General features: G+C 55.4%; 20 protein-coding genes. 17 read left to right on the plus strand and 3 right to left on the minus strand.

What is annotated here, in order from left to right:
- Positions 1-23 precede the first annotated feature (23 nt).
- The 10 genes from PA598K_RS21650 to PA598K_RS21695 all read left to right on the plus strand — a co-directional run bounded on the left by PA598K_RS21650 (position 24) and on the right by PA598K_RS21695 (position 10,275).
- Positions 24-1,139 carry a glycosyltransferase gene (locus PA598K_RS21650; protein WP_128658962.1) on the plus strand — a complete coding sequence of 372 codons (1,116 nt, stop codon included), beginning with the start codon at positions 24-26 and terminating at the stop codon, positions 1,137-1,139.
- The gene (locus PA598K_RS21655; protein ID WP_128658963.1) at positions 1,136-2,320 is read left to right on the plus strand and encodes a glycosyltransferase family 4 protein; all 1,185 of its coding nucleotides are present in this window, start codon (positions 1,136-1,138) and stop codon (positions 2,318-2,320) included. The genes PA598K_RS21650 and PA598K_RS21655 overlap by 4 nt, the downstream gene beginning before the upstream one ends.
- Positions 2,317-4,638: a glycosyltransferase family 4 protein gene (locus tag PA598K_RS21660; protein WP_128658964.1), complete on the plus strand. Its 2,322-nt coding sequence runs from the start codon at positions 2,317-2,319 to the stop codon at positions 4,636-4,638. Before PA598K_RS21655 ends, PA598K_RS21660 begins: the two co-directional genes overlap by 4 nt.
- A 20-nt stretch (positions 4,639-4,658) precedes the next feature.
- Complete coding sequence (locus tag PA598K_RS21665; RefSeq protein WP_185602151.1) at positions 4,659-5,570, plus strand: glycosyltransferase; 912 nt, start codon at positions 4,659-4,661, stop codon at positions 5,568-5,570.
- A 76-nt stretch (positions 5,571-5,646) separates the two neighbouring features.
- Entirely contained in the window at positions 5,647-6,717 is a 1,071-nt protein-coding gene (locus tag PA598K_RS21670; RefSeq protein WP_128658966.1) for an acyltransferase family protein, read from the plus strand.
- 62 nt (positions 6,718-6,779) lie between these two features.
- Positions 6,780-7,283 (plus strand): hypothetical protein, encoded by a 504-nt coding sequence (locus tag PA598K_RS21675; RefSeq protein ID WP_128658967.1) that lies wholly within the window; start codon positions 6,780-6,782, stop codon positions 7,281-7,283.
- Positions 7,284-7,361: 78 nt separating this feature from the next.
- Positions 7,362-7,877 (plus strand): DUF1854 domain-containing protein, encoded by a 516-nt coding sequence (locus tag PA598K_RS21680; RefSeq protein WP_128658968.1) that lies wholly within the window; start codon positions 7,362-7,364, stop codon positions 7,875-7,877.
- Positions 7,878-8,121: 244 nt separating this feature from the next.
- A complete protein-coding gene (locus PA598K_RS21685; protein ID WP_128658969.1) occupies positions 8,122-8,331 on the plus strand; it encodes a hypothetical protein in 210 nt (69 codons plus the stop codon).
- A 215-nt stretch (positions 8,332-8,546) separates the two neighbouring features.
- Entirely contained in the window at positions 8,547-9,503 is a 957-nt protein-coding gene (locus PA598K_RS21690; RefSeq protein WP_128658970.1) for an ABC transporter ATP-binding protein, read from the plus strand.
- Positions 9,496-10,275, plus strand: a complete 780-nt coding sequence (locus tag PA598K_RS21695; RefSeq protein WP_128658971.1) for an ABC transporter permease — start codon at positions 9,496-9,498, stop codon at positions 10,273-10,275. Before PA598K_RS21690 ends, PA598K_RS21695 begins: the two co-directional genes overlap by 8 nt.
- A gap of 111 nt (positions 10,276-10,386) precedes the next feature.
- Here PA598K_RS21695 and PA598K_RS21700 read toward each other — a convergent pair whose 3' ends face one another.
- Complete coding sequence (locus tag PA598K_RS21700; protein WP_128658972.1) at positions 10,387-10,839, minus strand: bactofilin family protein; 453 nt, start codon at positions 10,837-10,839, stop codon at positions 10,387-10,389.
- Between the two features lie 209 nt (positions 10,840-11,048).
- Here PA598K_RS21700 and cls point away from each other — a divergent pair, with 209 nt between their 5' ends.
- Positions 11,049-12,476: a cardiolipin synthase gene (gene cls, locus PA598K_RS21705; RefSeq protein WP_128658973.1), complete on the plus strand. Its 1,428-nt coding sequence runs from the start codon at positions 11,049-11,051 to the stop codon at positions 12,474-12,476.
- A gap of 16 nt (positions 12,477-12,492) precedes the next feature.
- On the opposite strand, the gene ligD is transcribed toward cls, so the two are convergent.
- A complete protein-coding gene (gene ligD, locus PA598K_RS21710; protein ID WP_128658974.1) occupies positions 12,493-13,407 on the minus strand; it encodes a non-homologous end-joining DNA ligase in 915 nt (304 codons plus the stop codon).
- Positions 13,408-13,423: 16 nt separating this feature from the next.
- A complete protein-coding gene (ku, locus tag PA598K_RS21715) occupies positions 13,424-14,269 on the minus strand; it encodes a non-homologous end joining protein Ku (protein WP_128658975.1) in 846 nt (281 codons plus the stop codon).
- Positions 14,270-14,382: 113 nt separating this feature from the next.
- Here ku and PA598K_RS21720 point away from each other — a divergent pair, with 113 nt between their 5' ends.
- The 6 genes from PA598K_RS21720 (at position 14,383) to PA598K_RS21745 (ending at position 20,048) form a co-directional block, all read left to right on the plus strand.
- Complete coding sequence (locus PA598K_RS21720; RefSeq protein WP_128658976.1) at positions 14,383-14,589, plus strand: hypothetical protein; 207 nt, start codon at positions 14,383-14,385, stop codon at positions 14,587-14,589.
- A gap of 18 nt (positions 14,590-14,607) precedes the next feature.
- Positions 14,608-14,790: an H-type small acid-soluble spore protein gene (locus PA598K_RS21725; RefSeq protein ID WP_128658984.1), complete on the plus strand. Its 183-nt coding sequence runs from the start codon at positions 14,608-14,610 to the stop codon at positions 14,788-14,790.
- 2 nt (positions 14,791-14,792) lie between these two features.
- Complete coding sequence (locus PA598K_RS21730; protein WP_128658977.1) at positions 14,793-15,605, plus strand: polysaccharide deacetylase family protein; 813 nt, start codon at positions 14,793-14,795, stop codon at positions 15,603-15,605.
- A 218-nt stretch (positions 15,606-15,823) separates the two neighbouring features.
- Positions 15,824-18,175, plus strand: coding sequence for a YcdB/YcdC domain-containing protein (locus PA598K_RS21735; protein ID WP_185602152.1), 2,352 nt, complete (start codon positions 15,824-15,826; stop codon positions 18,173-18,175).
- Positions 18,176-18,230: 55 nt separating this feature from the next.
- Complete coding sequence (locus PA598K_RS21740) at positions 18,231-18,797, plus strand: FAD-dependent oxidoreductase (protein ID WP_128658979.1); 567 nt, start codon at positions 18,231-18,233, stop codon at positions 18,795-18,797.
- A 390-nt stretch (positions 18,798-19,187) separates the two neighbouring features.
- On the plus strand, positions 19,188-20,048 hold the full coding sequence (locus PA598K_RS21745) for a YitT family protein (protein ID WP_128658985.1): 861 nt from the start codon (positions 19,188-19,190) through the stop codon (positions 20,046-20,048).
- Positions 20,049-20,210: the final 162 nt, after the last annotated feature.

The following is a 20,210-nucleotide window of genomic DNA, read 5'->3' on the forward strand; positions in this document are numbered from 1 at the left end:
GATATTAGGAGGGTTGAACAGCTGTGGAACAGGAGTCAGGCAATACTATAATAGGTTTCGCCACGCAAGGCAGCAAGGGTGATGACGAGCACCGACTGAGGGCATTGCTGGGCAATCTTCCCGTAAGCTACTATCCTTTTGAAAAAAAGAATAAAGTTCGCAACCTTTGGAATATCCTTGCCCGCATCCGGACGGAGCAACCGCAACTTGTCGTGATGGAAGGGACTGGGATTGTCGGCGGCTTGGCGGTTATACTTGGGCGAACCTTGTACCGCACGCCCTATATTGTAAGCAGCGGGGACTCGGTAGGGCCTTTTATCGCGCAGAAGCATCCGGCCTTGGGTCTTTTGTTCCACACGTATGAGAAGCTGCTGTATAAACGTTCGATCGGTTTTATCGGATGGACGCCATACTTGACGGGAAGAGCCCTAACGTTTGGGTCGACTTATGCGATGACCGCGCCGGGGTGGGCGCCCTTTGAACTGAGCTCGGAGGAGCGAATCCGGGCGAGATCAGTTCAAAGGGCGCGGTTGGGCATCCCGGAGGATCATGTTGTCATCGGCCTCGTGGGGTCCTTGAACTGGAACAAACGGATTGGGTATTGCTACGGTTACGAGCTGGTGCGGGCAATGGAGACAGTGGATCGGGACGATGTAACTGTCGTAATCGTCGGTGACGGCTCGGGTAAGCCCCATCTGGAGAGGCTCAATAAAAGCCGCAAAGTATTGTTTACTGGACGAGTCGCCAGAGAAGAGGTTCCATCTTATTTGGCTGCGATGGATGCGGCCAGCTTGCCGCAAAGCATCGATCAGGTAGGGAGCTTTCGTTATACAACCAAGGTCAGCGAGTATCTGTCTATTGGATTGCCGATTATTACTGGCACGATCCCGATGGCTTACGATCTGGAGCGCAACTGGTTCTACAAAATTTATGGTGACTGTCCGTGGTCTGGTTCCTATATTGCAGGCTTGGCAAGCTGGATAAACAGCGTCTCCAAAGCTGAAATTGAAGAGCGTTCCCGTACCATTCCTTCCTTGATCCCTCAATTCAATAAACAGGATCAGGTCTCCCGGGTGACGGAGTTTGTGCAGGATATTATATTGTGTGCCAATGCATCGAAGGGGAGGATTTCACGATGAACATACTCGCTTCCGGCATGGGCTGGATCGATCATACGCATGGAGGCTTAAATCGCTACTTTGCCGATTATACGGCGGCGATGCAGGCCCGCGGGCATCAGGTGACGGGACTGATGACTGCCCACGGCGAGCAGACCAGCGCGCCGCCCTATATCCAGGAAGTGCTGCCTAAGCAAGCCAAGGTCAGCCCACTCTCCCGTAGCCAGGCATTTGCCTCCCGTTTCCGGCAAGTTATAAGAGAGGAGCGGCCAGATGTGTACAACCCGCATTTTGCGCTGTACGCCTCGATGATTACACGTAATTTGGTGCCGGAAGATATTCCGATTGTGACGCATTTTCATGGTCCGTGGGCCCAAGAGTCGCAAGTAGAAGACCGGGGTGGGCGGATGATGCAGAAGATGCGATACCAATTGAAAAAAAACGTCGAGCAGCTCTCGTATCGGCGCTCTGACTACTTCATCGTGCTCAGTCGCTACTTCCGTGATATTCTCGCGGAGCAATACGGCATTCCGGATACACGCATTCACATTGTACCCGGGGCGGTCGATGTGGATCGGTTCCGGCCTGCGGACGATCGAGAGGCTGTGCGCAGCAAGCTGGGCTTGCTGCCGGGACAGCCCGTCCTGTTCTGCGCCAGACGCCTGGTCCGGCGAATGGGCATCGAAGGCTTGATCGCCGCGATGCCGCAGGTAATTGCCAAGTTGCCGGACACGGTACTCTATATCGTCGGCGACGGACCGTTGCGCGGGCGATTGGCAGACCAGATCCAAGAGCTGCAGTTACAGCGCTCGGTGTTCCTTTTAGGTAAGGTGAGCAATGAGAAGCTGGTGAGCTGGTACCAGGCGGCTGACCTGAGCATCGTGCCGACGGTGACGCTCGAAGGCTTTGGGCTGGTTACAGTCGAGGCGCTAGCCTGCGGTACTCCAGTTCTTGGCACTCCCTATGGTGGCACTAAGGAGATACTGGATCAATTCGAATCACAACTGATGTTTCACGATCATAGTCCTGAGGCGATCAGTGGGCGAATATCGGCTGTGTTGTCAGGCGAATGCGGGATACCAAGCAGAGCGGCTTGCCGTGAACATGTGCTGGAACGGTACACATGGGGTGGCGTTTCTGAGTCGGTAACCCAATTATTCGAAATGGCAATTGCGGACCGGAGGAGGCTGAAGGTTCGATGAAAATTGCATTTTATAACCATACAAGTGACATTAGTGGGGCCGAGATCAGTCTGCTGTTGACGATGAAACATCTACAGCAGATCGAGCCGGTCCTTTTTGCTCCGTCGGGAGAGTTGCTCGAGCGGGCACAAGAAGCGGGCATCGCTACCTTTTCGATCGAATCCTATCGGGCGAGGAAATCGTCGCACCCGCTTCGGTTGCTTAAAGATATGTGGGGCATGTGCAAGGCGGGCTGGCGCCTTGCTAGGGCCGTGCATCGCGAGCAGGTAGAGGCGGTCCATGCTAATTCGTTGCGAGCAGGCATCATGGCGTCCTTGTTCGTCTGGGTACATCGTCGTCCAGTCATATGGCATGTTCGGGATATCCCGCCCAGTGGCTGGATGGGCAGGATGATCCAATGGTTAGCCATCCCGACGACAACGGCAATCGTCGGGATATCAAACCCAGTATTGGCGGGTTTCCCCGCACAGGCACTGCGCAGCAGGCTGCATCTGGCCCATAACGGCGTCGAGGTCGCTGAGCTGAGTGAACTAGAGCGAGCTAGGTACCGGCACCGAATCCGTAAGGAGTGGCAGACGCCGCCGGAGGCGAAGGTAATGGTCATCATAGGCCAAATCGCCCCTTGGAAACGGCAAGAAGATGCGGTCGCTGCTGCAGAGCGACTGATCTGGGAAGGGCAGGACATCTATCTATGGATCGTCGGTGCACCCAAATTCCGTCAGGAGAATATTGACTACTACCGCGACCTAAGAGAGCGTGTCATAAAAGCGGGCTTGCAGGACCGAATCCGCTTTGCGGGCTTCCGCAACGATGTCACAGAGATCTGCTGCGCTGCGGATCTGCTAGTACTCTGCTCAAATAACGAGCCGTTCGGAAGAGTCATCACTGAAGCGATGGCGCAGGGAACGCCAGTCATAGCGACTCGCTCCGGTGGCGTGCCAGAGATCGTACGTCCCGGGAAGGACGGCATGCTGTATGAAACAGGCGATATCGAAGCGCTGGCCGAATGCGTCAGCCATCTGATGCAGAACCAGAACGTACGTCGTCTAATGGGCAAGCAAGCGGCCGAGCGTGTACGTCATTCGTTTACAATCCAGCGCACAACTGCACGCATCGAGGAGATCTATCGTGTGACCTGGGGCACATCCGGGGGGAGTGGTCGTCAGTCGTCGCCTACGGGACAACGCGTAGCTATCGTACATGACTATCTCAATCAGATGGGCGGTGCCGAGCGTGTGGTCGGTACACTTCATCGGATGTTTCCGGAGGCTCCGATCTATACGACGATTGCCGATCGGGAGCGGTTGCTGCCAGAACTACAGGGTGCAAAGATTCATACGACCTGGATGCAGCGAATTCCGGGGATACAAAAGCGATTCAAGCTTTTTTTCTGGCTGTATCCGCTGGCGATGCGTTCGATGAAGTTGAGCGACTATGATTTGGTGATTAGCTCTAGCAGCGCCTACGGCAAGGCAGCTCGTGTTCGCAAGGGAGCATTACATGTATGTTATTGCCACACGCCGATGCGATTCGCCTGGGACTTCGATACGTATATGGCGGGGATGCGCATATCCCCTGTACTCAAACTGGCAGCGCGACTGCTCATCAGGCCGTTGCGGCTATGGGACCGGACAAACTCTCGACGTGTAGATCTGATTATCGCCAACTCCACGATTGTCAGGGAACGTATCCAGCGAAATTATGAACGAGAGGCGCCGATTATCTATCCGCCAGTTAATCTGTCGCGCTATGAGCCAAGCGGTAATTCTCCAGGGAACTATATGCTCGTCGTCTCGAGATTGGTATCCTACAAGCGCATCGATCTGGCTGTTGAGGCATGTTCCCTATTGGGGGTCCAGCTTGTCGTGATTGGCGACGGACCGGACAGATCGCGTCTGGAGGGAATGGCTGCGCCGTGCGTACGATTCATGGGGCGTCTCGCTGATGAAGAGGTGCTTCGTTGGATGCAAGGCTGTCGAGCCTTCCTGTTTCCTGGACTCGAAGATTTCGGGATTACTCCGTTGGAGGTCAACGCTTGCGGCCGGCCTGTCATCGCTTATCGCGGCGGTGGCGCTTTGGATACAGTAAAGCCTGGCGTAAACGGTCAGTTCTTTATGGAGCAGACAGTGGAGTCGCTTGTCGGTAGTATAACGCAATTTGACAGCTTGATGTTCGATCCTGTGAGGGTACGGCAGTATGCAGAACAGTTCGACGAGTCCCGTTTTGTGCAGCAGATGCGATTGGCTATTAGTGAGTTGCACACTGGATCAAAGCGAGCGGTTGTGTATGAGCGAGAAAGCAAACCGGCGCAGGCATGAAAAATGAAGGAGGCCCTCTTGTGAGCGAGCTGGTGTCAGTCATTATCCCTGCATTTAATGTTGGGCGATACATCGGTCAAGCAATAGAATCCGTTCTAAATCAAACTTACAAAAATGTAGAACTGTTAATTATTGATGACGGTTCAAGTGATGATACGGCTTTTGTTGTTGAATCCTACGGCGATAAGCGAATCAAACTTTTACGCAATGAAGAGAACAAAGGCCCGTCCTATTCAAGGAATCGTGGAATTGCCAAAGCCGCAGGAGCTTGGGTTGCCATCCTTGATGCTGATGATTGGTGGGCTGAGAAGCGGCTTGAGACGCTAATCGAGCTTGCTGCACGCAGTAAAGCTGGCATTGTCAGCGACAATATATTGTTGATATATGATGGCGCAAAGACAAGCCATGCCAACTATTTGAAATCTCGAGAATCGATAATCGGTAAAAAGGATGCTGAGTTTCAAGTGTCCCCCATTCAAATGATAAGAGAGGATTACGGCTATTTGCAGCCTGTGATTAGGACATCGCTTATCCGAGAAAAAGAATTGCTGTATTCAGATAAATTGCTTCACGGGGAGGATTTTAGATTTTTGCTGGAATGCATTATTGCTGGAGGGGAAATGTCAGTAACCAGCGAGGCGCTATATTATTATCGTATAAGGCCGGCCTCACTGACAAGTTCGGACCATCGGGAACATGCCTTAAGATCGCAGCTTAACTCGATTGCGGAGCTCCTGTTAAAGTATGGTGAGGACCAGGGGATGAGAGAAGCGTTAAGAAGATACCAACGAAAAAAGGACATTCAGTTAAGTGAGTATTTAATCAACCAAAGAGTGAAAGAAAAGAAATTCCTTTCCATTCCGGCTCTCCTCTTCTCTTGCCCATTGGTTATTGTACCTTTAACAAGGAACGTGGTAACCAAACTAAAATGAATGTCTACTCCTCTTTGTCTTCACATAAACTATATGATCGCAAGATGGATGATTTTCAGCATATAGGAGTGAAACTATGAAAAAGCATTTATCCTTAATCCATGTTTCAAGGGCGATAGTCCCTCTATTAGTCATTTTACTGCATACCTCAAACTTTTCTTCAAAGTATTTTGACTACAACTTTTTGGGGATGAACAGTCTGCCTTATTCCGGAGGGGTAGACTTCTTTTTTGTGCTCAGCGGCTTCATGATTTTTTACTTGTTTCACAAGCATATCGGAAACAGGAGTAAACTGAAATCATTTCTTATAGGAAGATTCATAAGAATCTATCCCTTCTATTGGGTTATTCTAACCCTAATTGTGCCGGTGTATTTTTTTGTCCCGGATTTTGGTCAAGGGTGGGAGACAGATTCGTTAGTAATTGTAAAATCCTATTTACTTATTCATCAGCCTCATTCTCCTGTGCTGGGGGTCGCATGGTCATTATGTCACACCGTTCTTTTTTATTTTATTTTCTCGTTTCTCTTTTTTTCTCCCCGACTATCGGGCGTAATCGTAAGTATTTGGCTAATCGTTGTAGTGGCAAATGCCCTGTTTCTCATACCGCACGATTCCATATGGATAGATTATCTATTCAGCTATACCCTGATTAAATTTGTGCTCGGGTGCTTTTTGGCGTTTATAGTGTTAAACTACCGAATCCAATATGGAAAAACGATGGTTATAATCGGAATAATCGGATTTCCATTAACTTGGATAAATCATGTAAATGGATTTATAGACACACATGTTTCGCTTGGCTACACGCTTTTTTCTTGCTTGGTCATTTTGGGACTCTCCAGTATTGATATGAAGCGGGAAATCAAGATTCCAAAGCTATTAAACTATTTGGGTCTGGCTTCATATTCCTTGTATCTAATAAACCAGCCTGCAATATCGGTCCTGTCGAAACTGTTCCACAAGTTGGAATTACATTTGCATATTGGTCCGTTGGCTTCATCCATAATTATGATGTTGTTAGCCATAATTATAGGATGCATGGCTTTCTCATTTGTTGAACGTCCATTAATTCAGTTTATTAAAAGACTTGGAAGCAAGCGTTCCGAAAAGTCGCCTACGTCTGATTCTATTGCAACTACAACTTAGAGCATAGTGTTACCCTCCCCATCATAGACTGTACTAGCTAGGTTTATACGGGGAGGGAGCGTATGCTGAGAAGAAGACGCCGTCCGTTGCGGCTGGTGCCGATCCTTATATTGGGTGCTTTGCTGATCTGGGGCGGGTGGCAAATCTACGGATGGCTGCAATCGTCCTTTAGCTCCAGCCGCGAGAGCGATGTGGCGGGAGTTGTGGACGCCTTTTATGCCGCAGAGCAGCAAGGCGACTTTGGCAGCTCGTGGGAGCTGTTCCATTCGGACATGCACAAGCGTTTCTCCAAGGAGAGTTATATCGAGACGCGCGCGCATGTGTTACTAAATCATTTTGGCGTACAGACCTTCCAGTATGCGATTGGCAAGCCGGAGCTGGTAGGCGATTGGCGTATGGAGCCCAACGCCTCCAAGCTGCAATACGTGTATGCTGTCAACGTGCAGAGCGTCTTCCTCAGTCCGATCTTCGGACAATTCAAACTGGAGCAAATGAATTATGTCGCGCAAGAAAATGACGAATGGCGAATCCTGTGGGACTATCGGCGCGATGGCGGAGAAGGCTGAATATCGCGGGCGGGAAGCCTGGTGCCGACGTTCGATGCCAGAAGGATAAAAGATCTCGACTAGAGAGGAAGGTTCCGAATGAGCAACCTGGTCTACTACCGCCCCGAACAGGGCAGTCAGGCTCCGATCAGACTGTACCGGAGTCCCGAAGGCATGCTGGTGCTGGAGATGGAGGGGGGCCGTTACGACAAGATAAGGATCGCGTATGGACTGCCGCGAGCGATCCCCGAGGGCTATATCGCCGTGCTGAGCCATACCGGAGAGCGCATCGCGCTCATCCATCATCTGCAGCTCCTCGATGAGGAGAGCCGCCAGGAAGTGCAGCGGGAGTTGGAGCGAGTCCATCTGCTACCGAGGATCGAGCGGATCGAGTCGATCGTCAGTGATCAGGACGGCTGGATGTGGCATGTCCGTACGACATGCGGGGATGAGACGATCGTGCTGCACGCCGCAGACGAGCAACTGCATCAGCTCTCGCCATCCCGCTGGATTATCGTAAACTTCAATGATCATCGCTGCGAGCTGCAAGATTTGAGCGCGCTCGATGTGGCCAGTCGCCGCCAGGCGGAGGGATGGCTGCGCCAATACGGATGATCCGATTAGCCTATGCCAGGGCGGAGGCATGTTTTGGTACCCACTAAAGAAAGCGCATTCATGACAAAAGCCAACAAGTTTTACATCTTTGGCTTGACAAGGTTCGATATTTGTCATAAATTTAGAGGAGGGAAGATACGTTTTGTAACATAAATGCATTTTAGATACGTTATGTATATTCGAAGCCGAGGAGAGATTGTTGATGTTAAGATCGGACCACTATTACTGTGTCGGCTGTGGACGGATGGAGAAGCTGGAGGAGGCTCAGGTGCTGTTTCGCACAGGCTTCTTCAAAATCATACATCCACTCGGCTGTTGCGCCGTTTGCGGCGAACAGGAAAACGGCATGCAGGATCTGTCCAATCCGCTCGCCGATAGCGCCCCGCTGCAGGACCGTCAACACCCGCCTATTTACCCATATAAAGAGCGCAAAGAACTAGCTTGGGCTTTTTGACCCTCCCCGAGGATAAGCACAGATCAAGCCGCACTGCGATGAGCCGCAGGCGGCTTTTTGCATCTCTTCGGACACGGTTGCCTCTTGAGCTTGTGACTGGCGTGACGCCAAGCATGCCGCGAGCTGTAAAGGTTTGCTAAGTTTTTGCTAAATAACTACCCTTGACTCTCACGGATCGGATATAATAATGGAAGCTTGATGAGAGGAGAGATGGCATGACCCCCAGCTCGGCTCCTGCGGGAGCGCAAGTCCCTCCGTCCGACCGTCAGCCGGTCGTTCGGATGCAAGGCGTGACCAAACGTATCGGCAAACGAACCATTATCGACAATCTGACGCTAGAGGTGCCCTCTGGCGAAGTATTTGGTTTCCTGGGCCCCAACGGCTCGGGCAAAACAACGACCATCCGTATGATGGTCGGCCTAATGAAGCTCAGCCAGGGCGAGATCTTCATCCGCGAGCATAGCATTACCGGCGCCTATGAGCAGGCGATCCGTTATGTTGGCGCGATCGTGGAAAATCCCGAAATGTACAAATATCTGACCGGGTATCAGAACCTGCTGCATTTCGCCCGGATGATCCCGGGGATCACGAAGCAACGCATCGACGAGGTCGTGCAGCTCGTCGGTCTGGGCGCTCGCATCCACGATAAAGTGAAGACGTACTCGCTTGGCATGAGGCAGCGTCTCGGCGTTGCGCAAGCGATCATGCACAAGCCGGCGCTGCTCATCCTGGACGAGCCTACCAACGGCCTCGACCCTGCGGGCATCCGCGAGCTGCGCGATTACCTGCGCCAGCTGGCGCGCGAGGAGGGTATCACGGTGTTCGTCTCGAGCCATCTGCTCTCGGAGATGGAGCTGATGTGCGACCGTGTTGCCATTATCCAGAATGGCAGGCTGATCGATGTCCGGCAGATTGGCCAGCATCAGGGCGAGCTGGCGCTGACCAAGGTGTTTTTTGAGGTCGATCAGCCGCAAGCGGCGCTGGAGCTGCTGACCGGGCTCGGAGCGGTGCTCGAAGGCGGCATGCTCACCTTCGAAGGCGAACGCGAGCAAATCGCCGCCGTCAATAGCACACTGGTGCAGGCGGGGCTTAAGGTATACGGCATCCGCAAGCATACCAAAACGCTGGAAGACCAGTTCCTAGAAGTGACGGGGGGCGAACGAATTGTTTGATTTCCTGCAGCTCGTCAACAACGAGAATATGAAAATATACCGACGCCTTCGGACCTGGATTATGCTGGCGATCCTGCTGCTGCTGTCGCTGGTCATCCCGCTTATGACCTATGTGTACGGAGGCGGTACGAGCGTCTCGATGTGGGACATTCTCATCGTTCAGAGTGCGATCGGCATTATGCTGGCTACCGTGTTCGCAGTGGTCATCGCCGCCGAGACGGTAGCGGGCGAGTTCAGCACAGGCACGATCAAGCTGCTGATGATCCGGCCATGGAGCCGCTCCAAGATTTTGCTGTCGAAGTATGTAGCGCTCCTGCTGTTTGGTCTGTTCTTCATCGCAGTGACCTTTGCCTGGAGCGTCTTGACCTCGATGCTGTTCTTCGGTTATAGCAATGAAGCGCTAGGGACTAGCGGCATGAACCCCCTCAGCTACTGGATACAGTATTACCTTTATGAGTTCGTGACGCTTGCGATTACGGTGACGCTGGCGTTTCTGATCTCGACGGTATTCCGCAGCGGCGGTCTGGCGATTGGCCTGTCGTTGTTCCTCCTGTTGGGAGGTGGCATCGTCACGGGCATTATCCGGATGCTCGACTACGCGTGGGTAGACTATCTGCTGTTCGCCAATATGGCGCTGACCGATTATCTGAACAGCGACGTCTCGACGATCACCGGCAAGCCTATTGGCTTCACCTTGGCTGTGTTGGGCGGGTATTATGTGGCCTTCCTTGCGATTACCTGGTGGGTGTTTAACAAACGGGATATCGCCTAATCTACCGACGAGCTATACGGCGAGCTATACAAAGAATGAGCTGTTCTCCCCTCCGTCATTGCGACGAGAGGGAGGACAGCTCTTTTCATGTTATCGCTGCAAGATCCGAGTTTATCCAGCAGCCCGAGACTTCTCTTTGGCTTCCTTCGAATCCTTGCTCTCCTTGGACGCACTCTCCTCCTTGCGGGAGGCGGCGCCCAGCTTCCCAGATGCTGATGAAGGCGCCTGCACCATGACGACATGGCCGTTCAACTGGCCGCCCTCCTGGATGTGCAGCAGCGGCGTCGTCACGGTGCCGTGGATCTGCCCGGACGCTGTGATGATGAGTCTGCCTGAGGTGCTGACCTCGCCATAGACGATGCCGGCCACCGTCAGGTCGCGGGTGACGACTGTGGAGTGGGCGATGCCGCATTCGCCGACGATGATCTCGCCCTTGCACTCGATGTCCCCGCGAAACTCCCCTTCAATCCGCAGATCGGCCTCGCACACGAGCTTGCCCTCGCTTGATGTTCCTTGCCCGATTTTTGTGTCGGCCGATGAGTAACGCTTCGATTCCTTGAACATTGGAGCAGACCTCCTCCTAAGTTAAGGTGATGTCCCATCCCTCTCTAGCTATTTATTCGACTTGTCGCTCATTCATGACAACATCTTGTACAGCAACTGATGCAACACGCCCTGTAGCGGGGTATAGGAGGGTATAACGCAAGGAGCGCGAGCGAACACTAACCGGAACGGTTTATGGCGAGCGGAGCCGCCCCCGAAAGGAGTCATCCATGATCTGGCTTGTCTTGGCGCTTGTGATTTTTATTTTTCAGATGGCTACTATTCTCATTGCCGAATTCCGCCGGCCCTCCAAAGCGGTTGCCTGGCTGCTCATCCTATTCGTCTTCCCCCTGATCGGCTTCGTCATGTACTACTTTATGGCCAAGGACTTCCAGCGTCGGCGGACCGTGCGCAAGCGAGGCGTCATCGCCGGCGAGCATCGGCTCAAAGCGCTGCGCCGCTGCAAGCTCGTCAACCGCATCTCGGATCTCGGAGAGGGCCGCTTCGACCATCAGGAGCGCTTGTTCAGTCTGCTTCACAATCTGGCGCAATCGCCGATCACCGGCTGCAATACCGTCCGGATCCTTAATGACGGTCAAGCGACCTTTGACGCCATCCTGCAAGCGATGGCCCAGGCTAAGCATCATATCCATCTCGAATATTACACGGTGCGGGATGATGAGATCGGACAGCGCTTCAAGGAGATGATGCTCCGCAAGGCGAGAGAAGGCGTGGAGATCAGACTGATCTATGACGGCGTCGGCAGCTATGAGCTGGGCCTCGCTTACCTGCGCGAGTTGTCTGAGGCGGGCGTGCGGACGAACTGCTTTTTGACGCCGCGTCTTGCTTTCTTCGACAAGCGGATGAACTATCGCAACCATCGCAAGATCGTTGTCATTGACGGCACTGTCGGCTTCCTCGGCGGTATCAACATCGGCGATGAATATGTCGGCGGCAATCCGAAGCTGGGCTTCTGGCGCGACCTGCATCTCCAGATTAGCGGCGACGCCGTCTATTTCCTGCAGGACGTCTTCATGCGAGACTGGTGGTTCACGACGCGCGAGAAGCTGGAGGACGAAGCCTATATGCCCGAGCACGGCTGCGAGACGGATCAGCATGTGCAGATCATCTCCAGCGGACCGGACAGTACGGCCGACACGATCCTCGAATGTCTGTCGGGCGCGATCGGCGTCGCCAAGCGCAGCATCTACGTGGCTACGCCTTATTTTATCCCGGATCAGAGCATCCTGATGGGACTGCGGACAGCTGCGCTGGCAGGCGTCGATGTGCGTATCCTGATCCCGCAGCGAGCGGACTCGCGGCTCGTCATGTACGCATCGCTCTCTTATGTGGAGGATCTGATGACGGCCGGCGTCCGGTTCTATCGGTATCAGAAGGGGTTCATCCACTCCAAGCTGACGATTATCGACGATCTGGTCGCTTCGGTGGGCACGGCGAATATGGATATGCGGAGCTTTTTCAGCAACTTCGAGATCAATGCGATGCTGTTCGACGAAGCGCCGATCCGGCAGCTGACCGAAGATTTCATGCGCGATCTGGAGGACAGCAAGGAGCTGCATCTGGCGGAGTTCCATGCGCGGCCGCGGATGCAGCGCGCCAGCGAGATCGTGGCGCGCATGCTATCGCCGCTCCTCTAGGGTATGTTTGCAAACCCTAGCGGCCGGCGGGCGAGGGGCTCTTGCCCTTGATAAAGGAGAGGATCGGCCGCAGCTGCTGCGGCGGCGTCTGCGTGAGCAGATCACCGACCTGCGCTAGCCGCTCGCCGATATTGAGCAGATGATAATCGCGCGCCTGCGGTCCGCGCGCGACCTCGTCCCAGGTGAGCGGGGTGGAGACCGGCGCGCCGGGCCGGGCTCGCGGCGTATACGGGGCAGACAGCGTCTTGCCTTGATAGTGCTGGAGATAATCGACGTAGATGAGCGTGCCGCGATTCTTCTTCAGCCGTTCGATCGTGAACAGATCGGACCGCGACGAGGACAGGTAATCGCCGATGAACTGACCGAGCTGCCGCAGCTCGTCGAAGCTGAGGTCGGGGACGAGCGGCACCGTAATCTGGACGCCAGTCGCGCCGGAGGTTTTGGGCACGCTGGCGATCCCGAGCGAGTCCAGCAGCTGGCCGACCAGGCTGGCGGCCTCCATGATCCGCGGCTCCTCCTCCAAGGAGGGGTCGAGATCGAGCACCCACTCGGTTGGCGTGAGCGGCTCGCCGATCCGGTCGAAGGAGGCGTGGAACTCCAGCGCCGCCAGGTTGCCGAGCCACAGCAGGGTCGGCAGACTGTCGAGGTGGACATATTGGATGCCGTTTTGCTCGGCCAGATGGACGAAGGACGGCTGGGGCTGCGGACAGTTTTTTTGGTAAAACGATTTGCCGTGGATACCGTTCGGATAGCGAATGGTCGTCAGGTAGCGGCCGTTGCAATGCTTGATCAGATAGGGCGACAGCTCGCCAAGCTGCTGCAGGTAGATTAGCTTGGTGATACCCTGCTCCGGCCAGAGCAGCTTGTCCGGGTTGGAGATCTCGAGCTCGCAGCCTTCGATCATCAATGTCCCTTTTACCGATGGGGTCATGCTTCAGCGCCTCGCTTCATTCGGCTTTTTTGCGAGCCGTCTTCTTTTTTGCCGCTGGCTTGGCCTTGCCGGACTTGTCCTCATCGCCGCCGGCAGGCTTGACCGCCTCGAGCGACGCTTGCAGCGCAGCCATCAGATCGACGACATTGGTCCGCTGCTGCTCAGGCGCGACGTGGACCTCTTCGCCGGCGATTTTTTTGCCGATCAGGTCCATCAGCCGGGCGCGATAATCGTCCTTGTACTGCTCAGGCTCGAACGGCGTTGTCAGCTGATCGATCAGCATCGCCGCCATCGACAGCTCCTTGTCATTGACCTCGACCTTGTCCGGCAGTCCGGGCACCTGGGAGATCGGCCGGATCTCGTCCGGGTAGAAGATCGTCTCCATCGCTAGACAGTTGTCCATGACACGGATCGCCGCCAGCGAGCTTTTGGAGCGGATCGAGATATGGGCGATGCCGATGCGCCCCGACTGCTTCATCGCTTCGAGCAGCAGATTGTACGCATTGCCGCCCGCTTGATCGGGCGAGAGATAGTAAGTTTTCTGAAAGTAGATTGGGTCGATCTCGTGCAGGTCGACGAAATCGACGATCTTGATCGTCTTGTTGCCATCGCTGCCAAGTTGGTCGAGCTCTTCCTTCTCGAAGAGCACGAACCGGCCTTTTTCGTATTCATAGCCTTTGGCGATATCCTCCCATTCGACGTCGACTTCACATGTTTTGCATTGGCGCACATAAGCGATCGGCGAGCCGCATCGCTTGTGGATGAGGCGCATCGAGATGTCCTTATCCTCTGTCGCAGAGAACATCTTGACCGGCACATGCACAAGACCGAAGCTGATCGCACCCTTCCAGACCGTATGCATCGTCATCTCCTCCTGCTTGGTAGTCTAGTGCTCAGGTTTCCCCGAATGCATGATTATCAACCAGAGAGGGCATATTTTCATAAGAGACGGTATGCGAGAGGAGGAGGTAGCCGATGACACACGAACGCCCGAAGCAGTCGGTCGATGCCGACCATGAAGGACGCCAGGCCTATGAGATGGATATCGATCGGATGGTCAATGAAGGACTAGGCGGCGGACAGGTGACGAAAGACAATGGCCTGATCGACGATACAACGGTCACTACGATGGACGGCGAGCAGCGGATGAAGGATGAGCTGGAGCGCGAAAATCTGGACTAAGGCGAAAGGACGATGAGGATGAATACAAAGCGGGCATTGGAAATCTACCATAGCAAGGAGCAGATCGGCGTGCAGTGGAACGGCGAGCCGGTATGGATCGAGCACGTGGATGAGGCGAATGGCATGGCGACGGTACAGGTCGGCTCCAGACCGACCGATGTGCAGACGGTGGCAGTGGACGCTTTGTCCGAAGGAGACTAGTCATGAGACGAAGCAAGTTGACGGTTTTGCTGCTGCTCAGCTTGGTGCTCGGCTGCGGCGCTTCGACGGGACAGCAGGCGGGCGAGCCAATCGGAGAGCAGTCGCCCGCTCCGGTCGCGTTCAGCCCGCAAACCAAGCAGCCGGAGACAGAGAAGGAGCCGGAGACGCCCTCATTGGCCGAACTGCGGCGTAAGTTTCCAGAGACCTTTATTTTTAATGGACCGACGGATGCCAAGGTGGTTGCACTCACTTTTGACGATGCGCCAGACAATACCTTTACGCCGCTGGTGCTCGATGCGCTCAAGGAGGCGGGCGTGCAGGCGACGTTTTTTGTCGTCGGTCAGCGGGTCGAGAAGTATCCGGAGGTGATGCGCCGGATCGTCCAGGAAGGACATATTGTCGGCAATCATTCGTACAGCCACGCCAATCTGCCGAAGCTGAGCGATGCCGACTTCCGCTCGCAGATTACGAGGACGGACGAGTTGATCCGCCAATATACCGGATATGTGCCCAGTTATGTTCGTCCACCCTACGGCAATATTAATGAAGAGCAATTAAAATGGTTTGCGGGGCAGCAGCGCAAGGTCGTCAATTGGAACGTTGACTCGCTGGACTGGAAGGGGCTGAGCAAGGACGAGGTGGCGGCCAATATCCTCGACCATATCAAGCCTGGCGCGATCATCCTGCAGCACTCCGGCGGCGGAGTTGGAGCCGAGCTGACAGGCACGGTGGAGGCGCTGCCCGTCGTCATCGCCAAGCTGCGCGAGCAAGGCTACCGCATGGCGACGATCCCGCGCTTGCTGGGGCAGCACTAGTCGTGCTAAGCGAATGGACATAGACTAGGAATAGGATGGACACAGAACATAAATACGATCATGGAAACGGCTCTTTTGATCGAGAGCCGTTTTTTCCGTGTGGCGAAATTCCAAATGAAACCATTTACATTATTGTTCGTATATAACAACTGTACTTATCGATTCGATACATAATGGACTAGGGTGTGCAGACACGTCCTAGAGAGAGGATGGATGAAATGAGCAACCTACATAAGAAACCGACTCAGGCTTACAAAATGGTGATGGCAGGCACGCTTGGTCTGGCACTGCTGCAAGGGTCGATCCTCCCGGCATCGGCAGCACCGGCTACTGCGGTCTCGACCAGCGAGCATCAGGCCAGCGGCACGGCTAGTTCGACATCAGCGCAAAGCGCGGCGACGCAGCTCGATGAGAGCCAGGTGAAGATCACGAAGGAGGAGGCGGAGCGCCGGGTGAGGGCTTTGTTCCCCGAGCTTGCGGACGCTACGCTGCGAGGCATCCAGCTAGGCAGCTCCAACCAGTACCCGCCCTCACACGAGCCGATCTGGACGCTGGACTGGGAGATGGCGCAGGAGAGCAGCTCCTGGGGGTATAGCATCTGGGTCGATGCGCTATCGGGCGATGTCCTGTCTTACTCGCTACCAAGGTTCGAGGCAAATGGGAGCGTAGAGTACCCGCCGTCTGTGGACCGCGCGGAGGCGGAGCAGATCGGTCTGGCGTTCGTCAAGAAGGCAGCTCCGTCGCTGGAGCGGGTCGAGCTCGTCCCCTTGGATGACCGCAGCTTCCGACAGCCTGGCAGGGGGTTGTTCGGCGCAGTGAGCTACAACTTGGGCTATCAGATCCGTATCAACGGCGTACAGAGCAATCTGGAAGCGCTCAATATCGAGGTCGACGGCGAAGGCGTGGTGCGCAACTTCCACTACACCCGATATCAAGGCGAGTATCCGAAGGCTACCGCTGCGCTCAAGGCAGATGAAGCGCTGGCCAAAACCAGAGCGATGCTGGAGCTCGAGCTGGCCTATCAAAATGAGAATCTCTTCTCCTACTATATGGAACGGCCCTCCGACAAATGGAATCTCGGTTATGTCCCTGTCACGGGCTTGATGGCCCTGGATGCCAAGACCGGCGAAGCGGTCGTCGAACTGGAAGCGCCATTCGGCGCGCCGGAGCCGCTGCCTGCCAGCACGCAAGTGTATCAGCCTCATCGAGGGGCTCCGCTCACGGAGCAGCAGGCACGGGCTAGAGTGACGCAACTGAACGTCATACCAGAGGGATACGAGCCGGACCAAGGCTATCAACAGTCGGGCGACTCGAAGCTTAAGGTGTGGGAGCTCACCTGGTCTCGGGGAGACTCGGGTCCGAGCCTGTACTACGATGAGATCTCGGCAACCGTCGATGCGTCTACGGGCAAGATCCTCGGGATACGCAACTACGGCGAGCTCTTCAACAGGCAGAGCGCGGAGGGTCGCAAGCTTGCCTCGATTACTGAAGCCGAGGCCCGCGTCGAGGCGATCCGTCTGATCCATCAGCTGTACCCGAATGCGGCGTCCGAGCTCCGGCTGACAGCTCCGACGGATGGCGAGGCTGCCGAGCAGGATGGGCAGTTCATCTACGCCTTCCCTCGCTACTATGGCGATCATCCGATCCAGTACCACACGATCCAGCTGAATCTCGGAGCCGATGGGCGGATCGTCAGCTATAGCAATACGGGCGAGAGCAATGCGGAGCTGGCTGCCAAGCTGGAGGCGCTGAAGCCGAAGGTGTCTGCCGAGGAAGCGCGAGCGACGTATGCGGAGGCGCTGTCCGTCGAGCTGCGTTATGTGAGCAAGGGCGGGATGTCTCTCCAGGGTCCTGTGTCGCAGCCAGAGGCGGTGCTGGCTTACGTGCCGACGGCTGGTGACAGAGGCTACGGCAGTTATGTCGATGCGATAACTGGCGAACTGAAAGCGATCTACCCCGACCTGAACGGGACGGAGACGTCAGGCGAGGCACAGGATATCGAAGGACACTGGGCGCAGGCGCAGCTCGAGACGCTGATCGGTGCAGGGGCGCTGACGCCTGATGCGGACGGCCTGGTGCATCCGAACGCCGAGCTGACCCGCGGCGAATGGCTGCAGATGATCGCCAAAGCCATCTACGGCGACTATGAGATGTACGCGGGCATGTATAATGAAAGGGGCGGTCTGTTCGCTGATATCGACGCCGATAGTCCATATGCGGTTCCTGTCAGCCTGTTCGTCGGCAACGGCTGGCTCGAACGCAACCCGACCGGGGAGCTGCAGCCGGATCAGGCGCTGACGCGAGATCATCTCGCCGAGTTGCTGGCCCATCTGCTCAACTACGACAAGCTCGCCGGCTTCATGCAGCGGGACGTGACTGTGAACGGGCTTGCAGACAGCGCGGCGATCCGCAACAAGGGAGCGGTGGCGATCGTCACCAGCCTCGGCTTGCTGCAGACGACAGATGGACGCTTCCACCCCGAGCGGGCGGTGACCAAAGCGCAGGCAGCGACCGTCATCATGCGGCTGGTCGAGCTGCAGGGCAAGACCGATTCTCCTTTGTTCCGCTGATATGCTACAATAGGGACGTATCACAACCTGTCATGGAATGAGAGGAGCGACTGACATGTACGAAATCGCAATCATCGGAGCCGGACCTGCCGGAGCAAGCGCAGCATTGTTCACTGCCAAGGCCGGCAAATCGACCTTGGTGCTCGATAATAATCAGAGCATGACCAAACGAGCCTGGGTCGAGAATCACTATGGCGTTATGGAAACGTCTGGACCCGATCTGGTAGAGATCGGCAAGAAGCAAGCTGCAAAATTCGGCGCAGAGATCATGGAGGAGCATGTCACCCGGTTGGAGCTGATCGAAGACGGCATCCTGATCCACACCGATACCGGCGAGAACTACGAAGCGAAGCAGGTCATCATCGCCACCGGGATCGCCCAAGATGTGCTGGAGACGAGCGGCATCATGACGCGTCCGGGCACCGAGCCGCGCATCAAGACCGTCATCGATTGCGACCCGCAGGGACGCACCTCGATGGAGCGCGTCTGGGCCGCTGGCACGGCTGCCGGCATGAGCGTCCATACGATCATCACCGCCGGCGACGGCGCCAAGGTCGCGATCAATGTCATCAGCGAGTTGAACGGCGAGCGGTACGTTGATCATGATGTATTGAAAAAATAAAACGTCTGCTGCGACGGCCTCTCGGGGCGAGTCGGCAGTCCCGGAAGCCTGCAATCCACGGCTTTTCGGGACCGTCGGACTCGCGTTTACCCCGAGGGGCTTTTTGGCATGGAAGGACGCATCTGGGGAACTGCTTTGAATCTGCGCGGGTTTCAGTTAAAATAAGAACATTGATTCAGACTGCCCTCAAAACAAAGCCTGCGGTCACGGTATCGATCCTCCGATCGCTGTTGTCCCCTGATTTCTTTGTTTTAACCGCGGTAGCGGTTGAAATCCGGGGACAAAGGCGAACGCTTCGCTTCTGCGGATTCGATTCCGTGCCTCTTCGGCTTTTTGAGGTCTGTCTGAATAATCGTAGACAAGCAGAAGGGAGCAACTTTCGTGGTTGCAATGAAACATCATCGTCTGACCAAAGCGGAGCTGGCACGGCGGATCTTCTTCATCGTACTCGGGTCAACGCTCGTCTCAGTGGCGCTGGAGATTTTCCTCGTACCCAATCAGATTATCGACGGCGGGATTGTCGGCATCTCGATTATGCTGGCGCATGTCTTATCCTTGCCGCTGGGCCTTTTCCTGTTCGCGCTGAACGTGCCCTTCCTCTTCCTCGGCTACAAGCAGATCGGCAAGACGTTTGCCATCTCGACGCTATTCGGCGTCACATTGATGTCGGTCGGTACACTGGTGCTCCATCATGTGAATCCGCTCACGATCGACACGTTCCTGGCGGCGGTGTTCGGCGGCGTTATCCTCGGCATCGGCGTCGGCCTGGTCATCCGCTTTGGCGGGTCGCTCGACGGTACGGAGATCGTAGCGATCCTGATCAACAAAAAATCGCCCTTCTCCGTCGGCGAGATCGTCATGTTCTTCAACCTGTTCATCATGACGACCGCCGGCTTCGTCTTCGGGTGGGATCGCGCGATGTACTCGCTGATCGCGTACTTCATCGCCTTCAAGACGATCGACATCATCATGGCCGGCTTTGACGAGTCGAAATCGGTCTGGATCATCAGCGAGGATGCGCGCGAGATCGGCGCAGCGATCATCGACCGACTGGGTCGCGGCGTCACGTACCTGCATGGCGAGGGCGCATTCACCGGAGACAGCAAGCAGGTCATCTTCTGCATCATCAACCGGCTGGAGGAGGCCAAGCTGAAGTCGATCGTCCAAGAGCTCGATACCTCGGCGTTCCTGGCGATCGGCAGCATCCATGATGTGCGGGGCGGTCAGTTCAAAAAACGGGATATTCACTAGCCCGCTTCGGACAAGCTCCGGCGGGCAGGAAGCGAGGGTGGCGTATGACGCTCGGAGAGTTCGGCCGGATCCGCTACTGGACCGGCGAGAGACAAGCAGCGGCGTGGCAAGCTGCTCGCGGCGTAATCGTCGGCATCGGCGACGATGCGGCAGTCGTCGAGC

Source organism: Paenibacillus sp. 598K (genome assembly GCF_003851045.1).
In the GTDB taxonomy this organism is placed as follows: domain Bacteria; phylum Bacillota; class Bacilli; order Paenibacillales; family Paenibacillaceae; genus Paenibacillus_D.